This window comes from Actinomadura sp. 3N508 (genome assembly GCF_044326375.1).
GTDB lineage: Bacteria > Actinomycetota > Actinomycetes > Streptosporangiales > Streptosporangiaceae > Spirillospora.
In genome coordinates this window covers 667,675-681,978 of record NZ_JBIRAX010000004.1, presented here as the reverse complement: position 1 = coordinate 681,978, position 14,304 = coordinate 667,675, and the positions used below count along the sequence as shown (strand labels likewise).

Genomic DNA, 14,304 nt, shown 5'->3' with positions numbered 1-14,304 from the left:
TAGCCGAACGCGCGTCAGTCGGTTCGCGGTGCCGGGACGGCATCGGCCTGTACCGGCGCCCACACACCGCCGACGGCGTCGTAGACCGCGAGCGGCGTCTGGTCGCCCTCACCGGCCGAGAGCCAGAGGCGGGTCCCATGGGACGGACGCAACGGGACGCCCGTAGGCGGCTGTGGGGCACCTGCGGCGGGCTGCTTGTTCGTCGGGGCACCCAGAGGAAGTGCTGCCGCGTTCTCCACCGGGACGCTCTCGGCCTCCACGGGATCCGGTTCGGCGGGCTTCGGTTCGGCGGGCTTCGGCGCGACGGGCTCCTGCGGGAAGTTCTCCCGCATGGCGCTCTCCGGCTCGCCGGTGCCCGTCCCTAGGGCGGCCCGCAGATCGGCGGTGGTGTACGGGTCGATGGCGGTGTGGGAGTCTTCGTGCGGCCGGTCGACGGCAGGGGCCGAACCGTTGACCGCCGGGATCGCGCCACCGGCGACGGGGTTGGGCCCGGCGAGCGCGTTGGGGTCGACCTTCCCGTACGGGTTGGGCGCGTCCGGCGCGAGGGACGGCGCCGCCCCCGCTCCCGCGTCTATGCGGGAGATGACCGACGAGTCCAGAAGGACCTCGCTGGGCAGCCCCCAGTTGATCGCCAGCCGCCAGGTGGGGTCCGGCCAGCCGGACGCCAGCCGGGCGAACGAGGTGCGCCGGTAGAGGCCGGGGTGCCGGTCGCCGGTGCGGGCCAGGGCGCCCGGCGAGGTGAACACCGTCACGTAGGTGCTGCTGCCGATCGTGATCGTGGGGAATTCGGCGCGGTCGGGATCCTCCACCGCGGGCGCCGTGGCCGGGAGCACCAGGTCGGCATTGGCCAGCAGCCTGAAGTACGCGGTGTTGTCGCCGTTCGCCTTGGCCTCGGCCAGGCGTGGTTCGAGGAGATCGACGTCCGTGCTTGGGCGGACCTCCGGCGCCAAGGGAGTCCCCCCAGGCGACGACACGGAGGGAAGCGGGCCCGTATCGGCGAGCAGGTCGCCGGACGCTCGGCCGGACGAGGCGCGGCGCTTGTTCACGCGCGACGGGTCGGCCACGTCGATGCCGAAGTCGGTGAGCTCTATCAGCCCGGTGCCGTGCCGGTGGAACGACTCGTACACGAGGTCGGACGGCCGCCTGACGCCCTGGACGTCGCGCAGGGCGGTGACCATGACGTCGGCCAGCCGCGAGAAGTCGAGGCCGGTCACCGACAGCATCCCGCCGGGCGTGCCGAACTCCGGCAGCTCCGTCCACCAGTTGCGCGGGGCGGGCTCGGCCGGCGGGCGCCAGCCCGCGTCGCTCATGACCTCCTCGTCGGCCAGCGTGAGCAGCAGCGGGCCGTCGAGGAAGTTGTTGCTGACGGCCTCGGCGTAGAGCCGGTCGGGCTCGCGCATGGCCTGCACGTAGTGCCGGCTCTCATCGCGCTCCCGCACGATGAGGATGGTGTCCCGTTCGAGACCCGCCAGCTCACGACCCAGCCGCCGGGCGAACTCGGACCACTCCAACAAGATCACTCCCTACGACCGGAGGCCGGGCCCCCCGGGCCCCCGCGAGACCATGCCCGGGAACCGATGATTACCGCCGGGGACGCCGCGTGCAAACCGGGAGTTCACTCCGGTGGGGGTTCGTGACGCAGCACGTGCAGGGCCTCGCGCAGCGCCTCTGGATCGGCCCCGCAGCGGTCCAGGACGTCGATGAGTTTGTGCAGGATCTCGTGCCGTTCGTAACCGATGTCGAGCAATGATTGTGCGGTATCCCACAGCTGCGGGGGCTCGCCGGCCCACAGACGTTCGGCAAGGCGTTCGTGCGCGTTCAGGTGTTCTTCGTCCGCGCCGGGGTGCTCGAACTCCAGGATGACGCGGCGGTCGTCGGGGTCGGCAGGGTCCAGGGTCGACAGGTTGATGTAACCGTGCCGCCCGGAGCGCCGGTGGGTACCGGACAGGAACGGAAGGGCGAACGCACGCCGGGGCAGTGCCTCGAGGTCGCCGTCCGGTAGCAGCCGGTCGACCAGGTCACGATCGAGACCGAATGCGGACGGGTCGCGGTAGGCCTCGGCGAATTTCGCGGTGGCGTCCCACAGGGCGTCCAGCGTCGCCCTGATGCCCTCCTCGGGCAGCCCTGTGCGTTTGCCCGCCCACCGCACCCACGCCGCCAGCACGTGGGGGACGGCTTCCTGTTCGCTGGGGGACAGCAGAACCTTCCGGGGCAGCCAATCGAGCAGGAACATCTCGCACTTGACGGGGCTGACCCGCAGTGGCCGCCCGAAGTCGTGGGTGCAGCCGTACTCGATGATGCGGTCGACGCACCGGCTGGCGGCGGAGCGGTCGGACAGTTCCTCGGCCTCGTCCGACGCGAGGAACCTCGCCGCGATCGTCGCGCGCCTGTCTCGCCCGTACACCGGTGCCTGGGGGAGGCGCCCACCGGGCGGCAGGATGTCCACACGCGCGCGGACGAAGGCGTGATAGGTGCCGAAGTTCTCGTTCACCGGCGGCTCGTCGGTGTTGTCGGTGAGATCCAGTGCGCTCTGCAGCAGCGCCCTTGCGTCCCGCGAGTCGAGGGTCTCGAACCGCATCAGCGGGTTGTCGCGGCCCTCACGGCGGCAATGCTCCAGGAGCCTGTCGACCTTGGAGGAGACCCAGGCGTCCCTGACCATCCCGGGCATCGGCGGACGCGTCGTACGCGCGGCCCTGGCGAACGGGTCACCGGCCTGAGGGAGGGCCCCGGCTTTGTTTCGATCGACCAGGATGACCAGGGCGTGGCGTTCTGTGCCCCCGTAGGTGTAGGTGCAGACGATGGAGTCCTGGTCGCCGTAGACGTCCCTGGACACGAAGCACTCTTCGGGCGCGACCATCCCCACCCGGTCGGCCCATCCCGGCCTGGCGACGCCCTTGCCCATCAGCTCCAGCGCCGCGCGCTCGGCCTTGGCGGCCTGGCGCGGGGTGCCCATGTAGGCGATTCCGATGAGCAGCGCCAGCGCGGCCGGCGTTCCCGCCGTCCCCGCGTAGTCGACCAGCGCCTCGCCGATGATCTCTTCGACGTCGCCGTCCGGCACCCGCTTCGCCCACCACGAGCCGAGGATCTCGCTGACGATGAGCTCGGCGTCGAGGGGGCTGCGGACGGCCAGCAGCTCGCGGGCATGCTGCAGCATGCCGTCGAAGATCGCGGTGACCTCGTCGGGGGGTGTCGATCCCTCTCGGCCCGGTTCCCCGGAGGAACGATGGTGGCGGCGGGGATTCACCCTTCTAGCCTCTCAGATCAGCCGCGGGCGCTGTCCAGGACACGTCCGAACGGGCACGGCGGTGACCTGGAACCTGCGAAGGGGCCGCTCAGCCGTCGGGCCCGCCGGCCGGGGCGCGTCCGGAGGGCGGTTCCGATTTCAGGATGCCGGTGAGATGCTCACGCGCCATCCGCTCGACGCTGGCGGGCGTGGCCTCCAGACCGAGGTGGGACATGCAGGCCTGGACGTCGCCCACACACCGCCGCACGGTGTCCGCGGAGAAGGTCGCGAACTCCTCGCAGAGGCGGCGTTCGAGCGCGTCGCGGGTCTCGCTCCGGTGACCGGCCAGTGCAGGCATCAGCGCACACCTCCGCGCGCACGGGGTAGCTCTCGATGTCCCATTCCAGCGCTTCTGCGGAGAGAGTCAATAGATATCAGGACGCCGTCCGGCAAATTCTGAGCCGTCCCCATCCGCGGCGTCCTCATCTGCGGCGTCGTCCGCGGCGTTCGCCCAGCCCGCGTGGTGCCGTGCCGCCCAATCGGGCTCCACGCGCCCCGTCAGCATCGCGCCCATCGCGCCACGGTCCCGGAACGCCTCCCACAGGTGCCCCACCGTCACCACGACGACGATCAGGAAGAGCCAGTCGTGGACGAACGTGGCGCCCGTCCGCCACCGGTCTCCCCAGGGATCGGGGAACGTCATGATCTCGCCGGTGCCGAGCATCAGCAGAATCGCCCCTGCGGTGAACGCCGCGTTCAGCTTCTGCCCCGCGTTGAACTTCCCCACGGGAATGACTCCGCGACCGCCCTGCACGGCCCTGCGGTCACGGCGCTTCAGCCACTCCCAGTCGTGCGGAGCGAATCTGTTGAGCCGTCTCAGGTCGGCCCTGAAGGCGCGGGACGCGAGACCGAGCACGATGGGCACCGGCAACGCGAACCCGCACCACACATGGACGGTCTTGAGCACCTCCCGGTGACCCACCAACGTCGACAGCATCGGCAGATACAGGCAGGCGCCGGTCACCAGGCAGATCAGCATCAGCAACGCCGTCACATGGTGGATCGATCGCTCCGCCACGGTGAACCGCAACAACCACGTGCGTTCGGACGGGGCCGTGTCACGTCGGCGCATCATCCCGCCCGTTCGACCGACCCACCCAGGCATCGACGTCGTAGCCGAGGTTCTCCCAGTAACCGGGAATGACCTTGTCGGTCAGTTCGATGCCACCGAGCCACTTCAGCGACTTGTAGCCGTACATGGGCGCCACGTAGAGGCGCGTCGGCCCGCCGTGGTCGTGCGTGACGGGCTTGCCCTCCATCTGCGTCGCCACGATGACGTCCCGCCGGCGCGCCTGCTGCAGGGTCAGCGACTCCGTGTAGACGCCGTCGAACGACGTGAACCGCACGGCACGGGCCTTGCGCGACACCCCCACCGCGTCCAGCAGATCGGGAAGGGCCACGCCCACCCAGCGCACGTCCGGCACGCGCCAGCCCGTCACGCATTGGAAATCCTTGTCGAGCACCGTCTGGGGGAACCGCGCCAGATCGGCCATCCCGAACGACTGGGGCTTGTCGACAAAGCCACCGACGGTCACGCGGTGGGTGTCCGCACTGCGCCGCTTCACGCTCCCGGTGACGGAGTAGTAGCGGAACCCTCCGGCCGCCGGGAGGATGTCTCCGATCGGCCCCACCGGCGCCAGGGCACGGCTCACGCCGTCCTGAACGGACGCCCCTACGGCGACCCCGACCGCGCCAAGACCGAGCATCCCGAGAACCACCCGCCGACCCACGGGAGCCCCCTCGGCCCGTTCGTCCTCGCTCACCTTTTCATTCGAGCACCAGGGCACGTCCCACGCCAGGTTCCGGTCAGGCCCGTAAGACTTCTGACAGAAATGGACCGGCTCTAAGCTGGGCCCATGGCCACGAAGGTTCATCTCACCCAGCGTCCGGAAGCCGACGAACTGCTCGGACGCAGCCCGCTGGCCGCGCTGGTCGGCATGCTGCTCGACCAGCAGGTCCCGATGGAGTGGGCCTTCACCGGCCCCTACACCATCGCCCAGCGGCTCGGCTCCGACGACCTGGACGCGCACGAGATCGCCGCGCACGACCCCGAGCGGTTCGCGGCGGTGCTGTCGGAGAAGCCCGCCGTCCACCGGTACCCCGGTTCCATGGCCAAGCGGGTCCAGCAGCTGTGCCAATACCTCGTGGACAACTACGACGGGGACGCCGAGAAGCTGTGGAAGGGCGTGGACAGCGGCAAGGAACTGTTCAAGCGCCTCAACGCCCTCCCCGGGTACGGCAAGCAGAAAGCGCAGATCTTCGTGGCGCTGCTCGGCAAGCAGTACGGGATCCGGCCGGAGGGGTGGCGCGAGGCCGCAGGAGCCTATGGCGAGGAGGGCTCCCACCGGTCCGTCGCCGACATCACCGGCCCCGAGTCGCTCGCCCAGGTCCGCGCGTTCAAGCAGGAGCAGAAGTCCGCGGCGAAGGCGGCCAAGGCCGCGAAATAGGAGCGTCCCGGTATCGGCGGGAGGCGCTGGCCGGAACTCGCCGAACGAGCCGAGTTGACGCCCTGTGACCCCCGGGCGCCGTAACATCTCCTACTCGCCGTCCTGGCGGACCGCCTCCCGTGTCCTCCACGACGGTGTCCGAATCCGACGTGTTCGCCGGGGGCCGAAGGGGACAAGGATGTTCATCAGGGCTTCCGTACGCGGCGAACCATCGGGATGATGAATACCTGACTCCGAACGGTGTTGTGATGGAGGCGGGAGCGCTAGCCTGCTCCCATTCACTCATAGTGATGAAAACTTGCCGCGCGGTACGGGACCCTCTGGGGCGGAGGTGTTGTCCATGAGCACCGAGACGTCCGTCCCGCATCCCCGCGTCTCAGGGGTGGAGGGGCAGCCCATGGATGCGTCGGACGCCGCGCTGTACGCGACGCTGCTCACCGAGGCCCCCGCGGGCCTCGCGTTCTTCGACCGCGATCTGCGCTGCCGCAGAGCCAACGACGCGCTCGCGGCGCTCCTGGGCGTGCCCGTGGGCGATCTGCAGCAGCGACGGCCCGGTGAGGTCCTGCCGGAGGCGCTGGCGACGGCGTTCGAGTCGGCGCTCCGCAAGGTGATCGACGAGAACCGTCCGCTGAGCGATCTCGACCTGGTCGTCCCCGTCGCCGAGCCCGCCACGGCCGAGCAGGACGGCACGGAGGCCCCGGCACCGCCCGTGACCCCCGGTGACGCGGCAGACCTGGCGACGGCGTTCGAGGAGCGCATCCTGGCCTGCTCGTGGCTGCCCGCCAAGGGCGCCGACGGCAATTACCTGGGCGTCGTCCTGACCGCGCTGGACGTGACCGAACGGCGTAGGGCCGAGGAGGTCATCCGCCGCAAGGAGCAGCGCTACCGCTCGCTCGTGGAGGCCAGCGCCCAGGTGGTCTGGGTCGCCGCCCCGGACGGCGGGGTCATCGACGACGCGCCCGAGTGGCGTGCGATCACCGGCCAGGCGCCGGACGACTACGCGGTCGGCGGCTGGCTGGCCGTGGTCCACCCCGAGGACCGTCCCCGCATCGAGGCCGCCTGGGGCGAGTGCGTCGAGGAGAACCGGGTCTTCGAGACCAACTACCGGATCCGCACCAAGAGCGGCACCTACCGGCACTTCGACGTCCGCGCCGTGCCCATCTGGCGGGGCGACGCGGTCATCGAGTGGGTCGGTGCCAATACCGACGTCACCGGGCAGCGCGAGGCCGAGGAGATGCGCGGGCGGCTGACCGAGCAGCTGTCGGCGGCGGCGCTGCGCACGGCGCGCCTCCAGCAGGCCACCTCCATGCTCGCCGAGGCGCTGACCGTGTCCCAGGTCGTCCAGGTCATCACCGAGGTCGGACGGTCGGCCATCGGCGCCGACTACTCCGCCGTGGCGCTTCTGGACGACGACAAGCTCCGCCTCAGCATCGTGGCGCCCTCGCAGCCGGGCGCCGAAGGCGAGTCCAGTCCCGCCTCCCGCGACGAGATCAAGGTCAGCGACCAGACCGTCATGTCGGTGGCGGTGCGCGAGAGCCGTCCGTTCCTGGCCGAGCATCCCGACAGCCTGCGCTTGCAGCTCGGCCACGGTGAGAAGGATCTGTTCGCCCAGCACACCGAAGAACGCGCCTGGGTGGGGCTTCCGCTGCTCGCCGCAGGCGCGCCCATAGGCGCACTCCGTTTCTCGTTCACCCGGCCCAGGGAGATCACCGAGGAGGAGCGGGTCTTCCTGGAGGCCCTCGCCGGTCAGTGCGCGCTGGCCGTGGAACGCGCCTTGCTGTTCGAACGCGAGCACAAGACGGCGGAGGAACTCCAGCGCAGCCTCCTGCCCAGCGATCTCCCGCAGCTGCCGGGCATGGTCCTGGCCGCCCGCTACAACCCCGCGACACGGCACGTCCAGGTCGGCGGCGACTGGTACGACGTGTTCCGGCTCCCCGACCGCCGCCTCGCCGTGGCCGTCGGCGACGTCATGGGCAAGGGCGTCCTCGCCGCGGCGGGCATGGGACGCGTCCGCAACGCCCTGCGCGCCCTCGCGCTGAACGACCCGCGCCCCGCCGCCGTCCTCGCCGGGCTGGACCGGCTGTTCAGCGCCACCGAAGACGAAGAGCAGTTCACCACCGTCGCCTACGTGGTGATCGACCCCGAGACCGGACAGGGCGAGTTCAGCAACGCCGGCCATCCGCCGCCCCTCCTGATCTCGCCCGACACGCCCGCGCGCGTCAGCACGCGGGAGCCGGGAACCCCTCTCGGCTGGCCGAGCGAGCGACAGCAGACAAGTTTTTCCATCGATACCGGCAACACTGTGGTGTTCTATTCCGATGGACTTGTGGAGAACCGTAGGCGTGGGGTGGACGCAGGGCTGGAGGAGCTGGTCGCCGTTGCGGCGGACGCCCCACCTGAAGTGGTAGGAGATCCCGAGAGACTCGTCGACTTCCTGGTCGATCGGATGCTTGCCGGGTATGAGCAGGTAGACGATGTGACCGTGCTTGCCCTGCACGTCCCGCCCAAGCCCGCCTGAACCGCGCCGAAGACGACGCGATGACGGCGGAGCACGTACGAAGGACCGCCCCGGGCCCTCTAAGGTGGAGAGTTACCGGGTAGGACTTCACAGGCGGAATGCGCAGCAGTGCCAGAATGCTTGACCCAATGAGAGCGGGTACGCTGCGGTCCCGCACCGGGAGGTCCGCTCCGTGTGCGGTCCCACACAGTGTGAGGCCGGGCCCGTCAGGGCACTTGGGTCAGCCAAGCCACACGTTCGTTCGAGAGGTATTTGTGTCGCCTGCTAGCTCGACCTCGAAAGCGTCAGATCTGCACGATCACGTCATCGCGCAACTGATCGAGCGTGGACGGTCCCAGGGCAATCGCCTCGAAGCCGACGACGTACGACGTACGTTCGAGGAGGCCGACATCCCCGTGTCAGCGGCCTCCAGCATTCTGCGGAGCCTCAGCAAGGAGGGTGTGACCGTCATGGTGAGCGCTGCCGACTCCGCGGCGCCCAAGCGTCCGCGCAAGCGCGCGTCGCAGCCGGTGCGCAGGCCCAAGACCGCCGCTGCCGCCAAGGAGCAGCCCGACACGGTGACCGCGGTCGTCGGGGACGACGCCGTCGAGGCGGTCGCCGAGGAGATCGTGGCCGAGCCGCGTCCCGCGGCCCCCAAGCCCGCGCCGCCGAAGAAGGCCGCGCCCGCGAAGGGCGCCAAGTCCAAGAAGGCCGCGCAGCCGAAGAAGGGCGCGGCGCAGGCCGCCAAGCCCGGCCCGGCCAAGCCCGCCGCCAAGAAGGCGTCCGACGACCCGGACGTCGAGGACGACGTCGAGGTCGATCTCGACGCCGACCTCGCCGACCTCGACGTCGACCTTGAGGACGACCCGGCCCCCGAGGCCGTGGAGACCCCCGAGGCCGAGGAGGACGAGGTCGCCGCCGCGCCCGCGGCGAAGGCGGCGCCCGCCGCCGCCGGCAAGCCGGCCGACGGCCCGCCCGCCGAGGAGGAGGGCTTCACCCTCGGCGACGACGACGAGGACGCGCCCGCGCAGCAGATCGCGGCCGCCGGCGCCACCGCCGACCCGGTCAAGGACTACCTCAAGCAGATCGGCAAGGTCCCGCTGCTCAACGCCGAGCAGGAGGTCGAGCTCGCCAAGCGCATCGAGGCCGGGCTCTTCGCCGAGGAGCGGCTCGCCGTCGCCGGTTCCGCGATGACCGAGGAAGATCTCGAAGACTTCGAGTGGATCGCCGAGGACGGCCGCCGCGCCAAGAACCACCTCCTGGAGGCCAACCTCCGGCTGGTGGTGTCGCTGGCCAAGCGCTACACCGGACGCGGCATGCTGTTCCTGGACCTGATCCAGGAGGGCAACCTCGGCCTGATCCGCGCGGTCGAGAAGTTCGACTACACCAAGGGCTACAAGTTCTCCACCTACGCCACCTGGTGGATCCGGCAGGCGATCACCCGCGCGATGGCCGACCAGGCCCGCACCATCCGCATCCCGGTGCACATGGTCGAGGTCATCAACAAGCTCGCGCGCGTGCAGCGCCAGATGCTCCAGGATCTGGGCCGCGAGCCCACCCCGGAGGAGCTCGCCAAGGAGCTCGACATGACCCCTGAGAAGGTCGTCGAGGTCCAGAAGTACGGCCGCGAGCCCATCTCCCTGCACACGCCCCTGGGCGAGGACGGCGACAGCGAGTTCGGCGACCTCATCGAAGACTCCGAGGCCATCGTCCCGGCGGACGCGGTCAGCTTCACGCTCCTGCAGGAGCAGCTGCACTCCGTCCTGGACACGCTCAGCGAGCGCGAGGCGGGCGTGGTGTCGATGCGGTTCGGCCTCACCGACGGCCAGCCGAAGACGCTGGACGAGATCGGCAAGGTGTACGGGGTGACCCGGGAGCGCATCCGGCAGATCGAGTCCAAGACCATGTCGAAGCTGCGCCACCCGTCCCGTTCCCAGGTCCTGCGCGACTACCTCGACTGATCCTTCTGCAACACGCGTTCAGGGCCCCCGGCAGGGGGCCCTGTTTCGTGTGGTCAGTCGGGGAGGACGATGTCGAGGTTCGCGCCGTTGAGTTCGGCGGTGTGGCCGAGGTCGGCGACGGCCTTCAGCAGCGCGTCCGGGGTGCGCGGCGCGGCGCCCGCCTTGAGGAGGTCGTGCGCGATCTGCCCGCGCGTCGCCTTCGCCATGTGGCTGACGACGGTCCGCTTCGGCACCCCGCCGACGACGCGTTCACGGAACACCCGCACGGCCACGGCCCGCTCAGGCGGCGCCTTCCACACCGACGCGTAGGGCCCGGAGCGCATGTCGACGATCAGGTCGTCGTCCAGTCGCAGGGCCTTGCGCATGGGCGGGCGCCACAGCGTGCCCAGACGGCCGGCAGGGGGCAGCGACACCGCCATGGCCAGCCGGTAGGGCGGGACCTGGTCGGTGAGCCGCAGCGCGCCCCACAGCCCCGAGAAGACGATGATCTGCTCGGCGGCGGCCGTCGCGTCGAGTTCGGCCAGGTTCAGGTGGTCGTACAGGACGCCCGTGTAAAGCCGCGCCGCGGGCAGCGTCGGCGCCTCACGCAGGGCCAGGTTACGGGCCAGGGCCTCGTCGGCCTGGCCCGGCGGAAGGGCGAGCACCTTCGCCGCGTTCTTGCGCCCGCTCGCGCGTATGAGCGCCTTCAGGACGCGTTCGCGCGCCGGGTTGAGGCCGGGGAAGCTCAGCGAGCCCAGGTCGAGGGGCGGGCCGTCTCCATCGGTAGCCTTCTTCTCCGACGGTGGCAGCAGGATGTGCACGATCCCCCCGAAAGCGGTAACGGATGACGCGGTTCCCAGAGGTCGGCAGGCTGGTCGCCGAGGCGTGGCCCGCGCCGTCCACCCAGGATATGGGCGGGTGGCTGCTGCGGCACGCCGGAGGGGTGACCAAGCGGGCCAACTCCGTCCTGCCCCTGGACGATCCAGGGGACGTGGGACAAGCCGTCGATCAGGCGGAGCGCTTCTACGCCGCCATGGGCCTTCCGACCGTGTTCTCCATCGACGCTCAGGCGAGGCCTGCGGAACTCGACGGGTTCCTGGAGGGACGCGGCTACGAGCTGGTGGATCCGACGCTCGCCATGGTGGCGGACATGGCAGGGCCCTATGAGCCTGACGGGGTGGAGATCGCGCAGGCGCCGTCCAGGGAGTGGCTGGACCTGTGGTGGTCGGTGGACGGGCGCTTCGACCACCAGCTGCCGATGGCGGAGAAGATCCTCACCGGAGTACCTGCGGCCTACGCGTCACTGGACGGCGTCGCCGTAGGGCGCGGCGTTCCCCAGGGGAAGTGGCTCGGTGTGTACGCGATGGCCGTCGCTCCAGAAGCGCGCAGGCGCGGTTTGGGGCGGCGCGTTCTGCGCGCACTGCTCGGCTGGGGGCGCGAGCAGGGCTGCGAGCGGGCCTACCTGGTCGTCGTCGAGCGGAACGCTCCCGCGCGGGCGATGTACGAGGCGGAGGGGTTCGCGCACGTCAGCGGCTATCACTACCGCGTGAAGAATGTCACGAACGGCTGACGATCCGACCGGTCCGGTGGTCCACCCCACTCGACCGGCCATTATCTGATACGTTACGCGATCATTTAATTACCGGGCGGAGTGGCGGCGAATGTGCTCCGGGAGAGCCGGCGGGGCGAGCCGAACGGCGGAATGCGAACGGCGGCCACCGTCTCCGGTGGCCGCCGTTCAGGGTTGCTGCTATGTGGGGATCACCGCTCGTCGTCCGGAGCGGCGACCGGGGTTTCGATGAGCCGGTCGGTCTCGTCCTGAATGTCGGCCCCGTTGGCACGGAGGGCCTCTGCGTACTTGCGTCCGTGGTGGGCGCAGAACAGAAGGTCGCCGCCGCCTACAAGGACTGCACGGACGTAGGCCTGAGCGCCGCATCGGTCGCATCGGTCGGCGACGGTCAGCGGCTTGGTTGGGGCAAGGGCTCCAGTCACGGCACCTTCCTCATGCTCGGGGTCGGTACTTAGGACAACATCTAACCCGACGCTGACGTTCCCAACCTGGTTCTTCGTACGCCCACAGCAGAATGGCCCAATAAGTGACCGACATCACATTAGGCGTCGTCCCAGCGGAACAGCCGCATGGCGATGAGCCCGCCGACGACCGCGACGCCCAGCAGGACGGCTATGTGCGGCAATGCGGACGCGGGCCCGAGACCGCGGCCCATCACGTTGAGCATCCCTTCGTTGAGGTACCGCAGCGGGAAGACGTAGGAGACGGCCCTCATCCAGCCCGGCGAGGCGTCCAGCGGGAAGAACGAGCCGCCAAGGAACGCCATCGGCAGGACGACGAGCTGCGTCACCGCCTGGGCCGTCTCCTGTGTCTTGGCCCACGCGCCGATCAGCATCCCGATCGACAGGAAGGCGAGCACTCCGGACAGCACCATCGGGATGGCCATCCACCAGGCGCCCCCTAGCTGCAACCCGAACATGGGCAGCTGGGCGACCAGCACGAACAGCGCGAACTGCACGAGCGCGATGGCGAGGCTGACCGCCACGCGCGCGGCGAACACGGTGGGTATCGGTGCGGGGGAGAGCTGGAGGCGGCGCAGGATGCCCTTGGTCCGCCACGACACCAGCGTCTGCGAGGCCCCGAAGACGCCCGCCGACGCGAGCGCCCAGCCCAGCAGGCTGGGCGTGAAGAACTGGATGGCGCCGAGGGAGTCGTCCTCCACCCGCTGATCGGAGATCGTGTAGGCGGGCGCCCGGCCGGTGGCGTCGATGTTCGCCGACTGGACGATCGAGTTCATCAGCCCCCGGACGGTCCCCGACTTGACCTGGTCCGCCGCCGAGTAGTGGACGATCAGCTCGTTGCCGCGCTGCTCGACCGCCGCGTCCGTGTCGCCCTTCTCCACGTCGCGCAGGGCGCCCGCCCGGTCGGACGTCCTGGTGACCTTCAGGAACTCGCCGAGTTCGGCCCCGCCCTGGGCGACGGCCTGGTCCAGGATCGACGACCTGCCGATCTCCCGTACCTCCACCTTGGACGTCGTCTGATGACCGAAGATCCCGCCGAAGACGACCAGGAACATCAAGGGGAACAGCACCGTGAAGAACATCGCGGTCCGGTCCCGCTGGAAGCCGAGGAACATGGCCCTGGAGAGGCTCTTGAAGCTCTCGTAGGTGCTCATGCCCGGTACTCCCGTCCCGTGAGGTCCAGGAAGACGTCCTCCAGGGTGGCGCCGCGGATCTGGACGCCGTCGAGCGCGTCCTTGGCCGCCATGGCCGCGACCACGGCGGACGGGTCGCGGGTGGAGATGGTCAGCGAGACGCCGTCGTCGACGGCCTCGTCGGCCTCCGGCAGGTTCCGTGCGTCCTCCACCCCCAGGACGCCGCTCGCGACGCTGATCCTGGCCGGGACGTCCAGGCCGCGCACCAGGGTTGCCGGTGGGCCGAGCTTGAGGATGCGGCCCGAGTCCATGATGGCCACGCGGTCGCAGAGAACCTCTGCCTCGTCCATGTAGTGCGTGGTCAGGACGATCGTGCGGCCTTCTGTGCTGATCTCACGCAGGACGTCCCAGAGGTTGCGGCGGGCCTGCGGGTCCAGGGCGGCGGTGGGCTCGTCCAGGAACACCAGTTCCGGGTCGTGCACGAGCGCGCACGCGATGGACAGGCGCTGCGCCTGGCCGCCCGACAGCTTCTCCACCCGGACGTCCGCCTTGTCGCCGAGCCCGACCAGCTCAAGCATCGCGTCGGCCTTGTCCGAGCGGACGCCGTAGAGCGAGCCGAACGTGCGCAGCTGCTCGCGCGCCGTCAGGCGCTCGAAGAACGACGACGCCTGCAACTGGACGCCGATCCGGGACAGCAGCCTGGGATTGCGCGGCCACGGGGACAGGCCGAGCACCGACACCTCGCCCTCGTCCGCCTCCCGCAGCCCCTCGATGATCTCCAGGGTCGTCGTCTTGCCGGCGCCGTTCGGACCGAGGATCCCGAAGAACTCGCCCTCCTCGACGCCGAACGTCACCCCGTCCACCGCCCGGACGTCCCCGTACCGCTTGCGGAGGCCCGTGACCTCGATCGTTAGCGCCATGCGCAGGACCATATGCAACCGCCTGTAGCGGACGCACCCGACCAAAGGTGGAC

General features: G+C 70.0%; 13 protein-coding genes. 4 read left to right on the top strand and 9 right to left on the bottom strand.

Annotated features, from left to right (window positions below):
• Positions 1 to 14: 14 nt before the first annotated feature.
• The 5 genes from ACH34S_RS18650 to ACH34S_RS18630 all read right to left on the bottom strand — a co-directional run bounded on the left by ACH34S_RS18650 (position 15) and on the right by ACH34S_RS18630 (position 5,046).
• Positions 15 to 1,514: a TY-Chap domain-containing protein gene (locus tag ACH34S_RS18650; protein WP_395953923.1), complete on the bottom strand. Its 1,500-nt coding sequence runs from the start codon at positions 1,512 to 1,514 to the stop codon at positions 15 to 17.
• A 101-nt stretch (positions 1,515 to 1,615) separates the two neighbouring features.
• Positions 1,616 to 3,154 carry a hypothetical protein gene (locus ACH34S_RS18645; RefSeq protein WP_395953922.1) on the bottom strand — a complete coding sequence of 513 codons (1,539 nt, stop codon included), beginning with the start codon at positions 3,152 to 3,154 and terminating at the stop codon, positions 1,616 to 1,618.
• Between the two features lie 178 nt (positions 3,155 to 3,332).
• The gene (locus ACH34S_RS18640) at positions 3,333 to 3,581 is read right to left on the bottom strand and encodes a hypothetical protein (RefSeq protein ID WP_395953921.1); all 249 of its coding nucleotides are present in this window, start codon (positions 3,579 to 3,581) and stop codon (positions 3,333 to 3,335) included.
• Positions 3,582 to 3,647: 66 nt separating this feature from the next.
• The gene (locus tag ACH34S_RS18635) at positions 3,648 to 4,301 is read right to left on the bottom strand and encodes a cytochrome b/b6 domain-containing protein (RefSeq protein WP_395953920.1); all 654 of its coding nucleotides are present in this window, start codon (positions 4,299 to 4,301) and stop codon (positions 3,648 to 3,650) included.
• Positions 4,302 to 4,341: 40 nt separating this feature from the next.
• Positions 4,342 to 5,046 (bottom strand): molybdopterin-dependent oxidoreductase, encoded by a 705-nt coding sequence (locus tag ACH34S_RS18630; protein ID WP_395953919.1) that lies wholly within the window; start codon positions 5,044 to 5,046, stop codon positions 4,342 to 4,344.
• 93 nt (positions 5,047 to 5,139) lie between these two features.
• Between ACH34S_RS18630 and ACH34S_RS18625 the strand changes: the two genes are divergently transcribed.
• The 3 genes from ACH34S_RS18625 to ACH34S_RS18615 all read left to right on the top strand — a co-directional run bounded on the left by ACH34S_RS18625 (position 5,140) and on the right by ACH34S_RS18615 (position 10,188).
• Positions 5,140 to 5,730 (top strand): HhH-GPD-type base excision DNA repair protein, encoded by a 591-nt coding sequence (locus tag ACH34S_RS18625; protein ID WP_395953918.1) that lies wholly within the window; start codon positions 5,140 to 5,142, stop codon positions 5,728 to 5,730.
• A 340-nt stretch (positions 5,731 to 6,070) separates the two neighbouring features.
• Positions 6,071 to 8,248, top strand: a complete 2,178-nt coding sequence (locus ACH34S_RS18620) for a SpoIIE family protein phosphatase (RefSeq protein WP_395953917.1) — start codon at positions 6,071 to 6,073, stop codon at positions 8,246 to 8,248.
• 254 nt (positions 8,249 to 8,502) lie between these two features.
• Complete coding sequence (locus ACH34S_RS18615) at positions 8,503 to 10,188, top strand: RNA polymerase sigma factor (RefSeq protein ID WP_395953916.1); 1,686 nt, start codon at positions 8,503 to 8,505, stop codon at positions 10,186 to 10,188.
• A gap of 53 nt (positions 10,189 to 10,241) precedes the next feature.
• On the opposite strand, the gene ACH34S_RS18610 is transcribed toward ACH34S_RS18615, so the two are convergent.
• Positions 10,242 to 10,988, bottom strand: coding sequence for a YaaA family protein (locus tag ACH34S_RS18610; protein WP_395953915.1), 747 nt, complete (start codon positions 10,986 to 10,988; stop codon positions 10,242 to 10,244).
• Positions 10,989 to 11,011: 23 nt separating this feature from the next.
• Between ACH34S_RS18610 and ACH34S_RS18605 the strand changes: the two genes are divergently transcribed.
• Positions 11,012 to 11,737 carry a GNAT family N-acetyltransferase gene (locus ACH34S_RS18605; RefSeq protein ID WP_395953914.1) on the top strand — a complete coding sequence of 242 codons (726 nt, stop codon included), beginning with the start codon at positions 11,012 to 11,014 and terminating at the stop codon, positions 11,735 to 11,737.
• Between the two features lie 191 nt (positions 11,738 to 11,928).
• Here ACH34S_RS18605 and ACH34S_RS18600 read toward each other — a convergent pair whose 3' ends face one another.
• From ACH34S_RS18600 to ACH34S_RS18590, 3 genes are all read right to left on the bottom strand, one after another.
• Positions 11,929 to 12,159: a hypothetical protein gene (locus ACH34S_RS18600; RefSeq protein ID WP_395953913.1), complete on the bottom strand. Its 231-nt coding sequence runs from the start codon at positions 12,157 to 12,159 to the stop codon at positions 11,929 to 11,931.
• 119 nt (positions 12,160 to 12,278) lie between these two features.
• A complete protein-coding gene (locus ACH34S_RS18595) occupies positions 12,279 to 13,352 on the bottom strand; it encodes an ABC transporter permease (protein ID WP_395953912.1) in 1,074 nt (357 codons plus the stop codon).
• A complete protein-coding gene (locus tag ACH34S_RS18590) occupies positions 13,349 to 14,251 on the bottom strand; it encodes an ABC transporter ATP-binding protein (RefSeq protein ID WP_395953911.1) in 903 nt (300 codons plus the stop codon). Before ACH34S_RS18590 ends, ACH34S_RS18595 begins: the two co-directional genes overlap by 4 nt.
• Between the last annotated feature and the right edge of the window lie 53 nt (positions 14,252 to 14,304).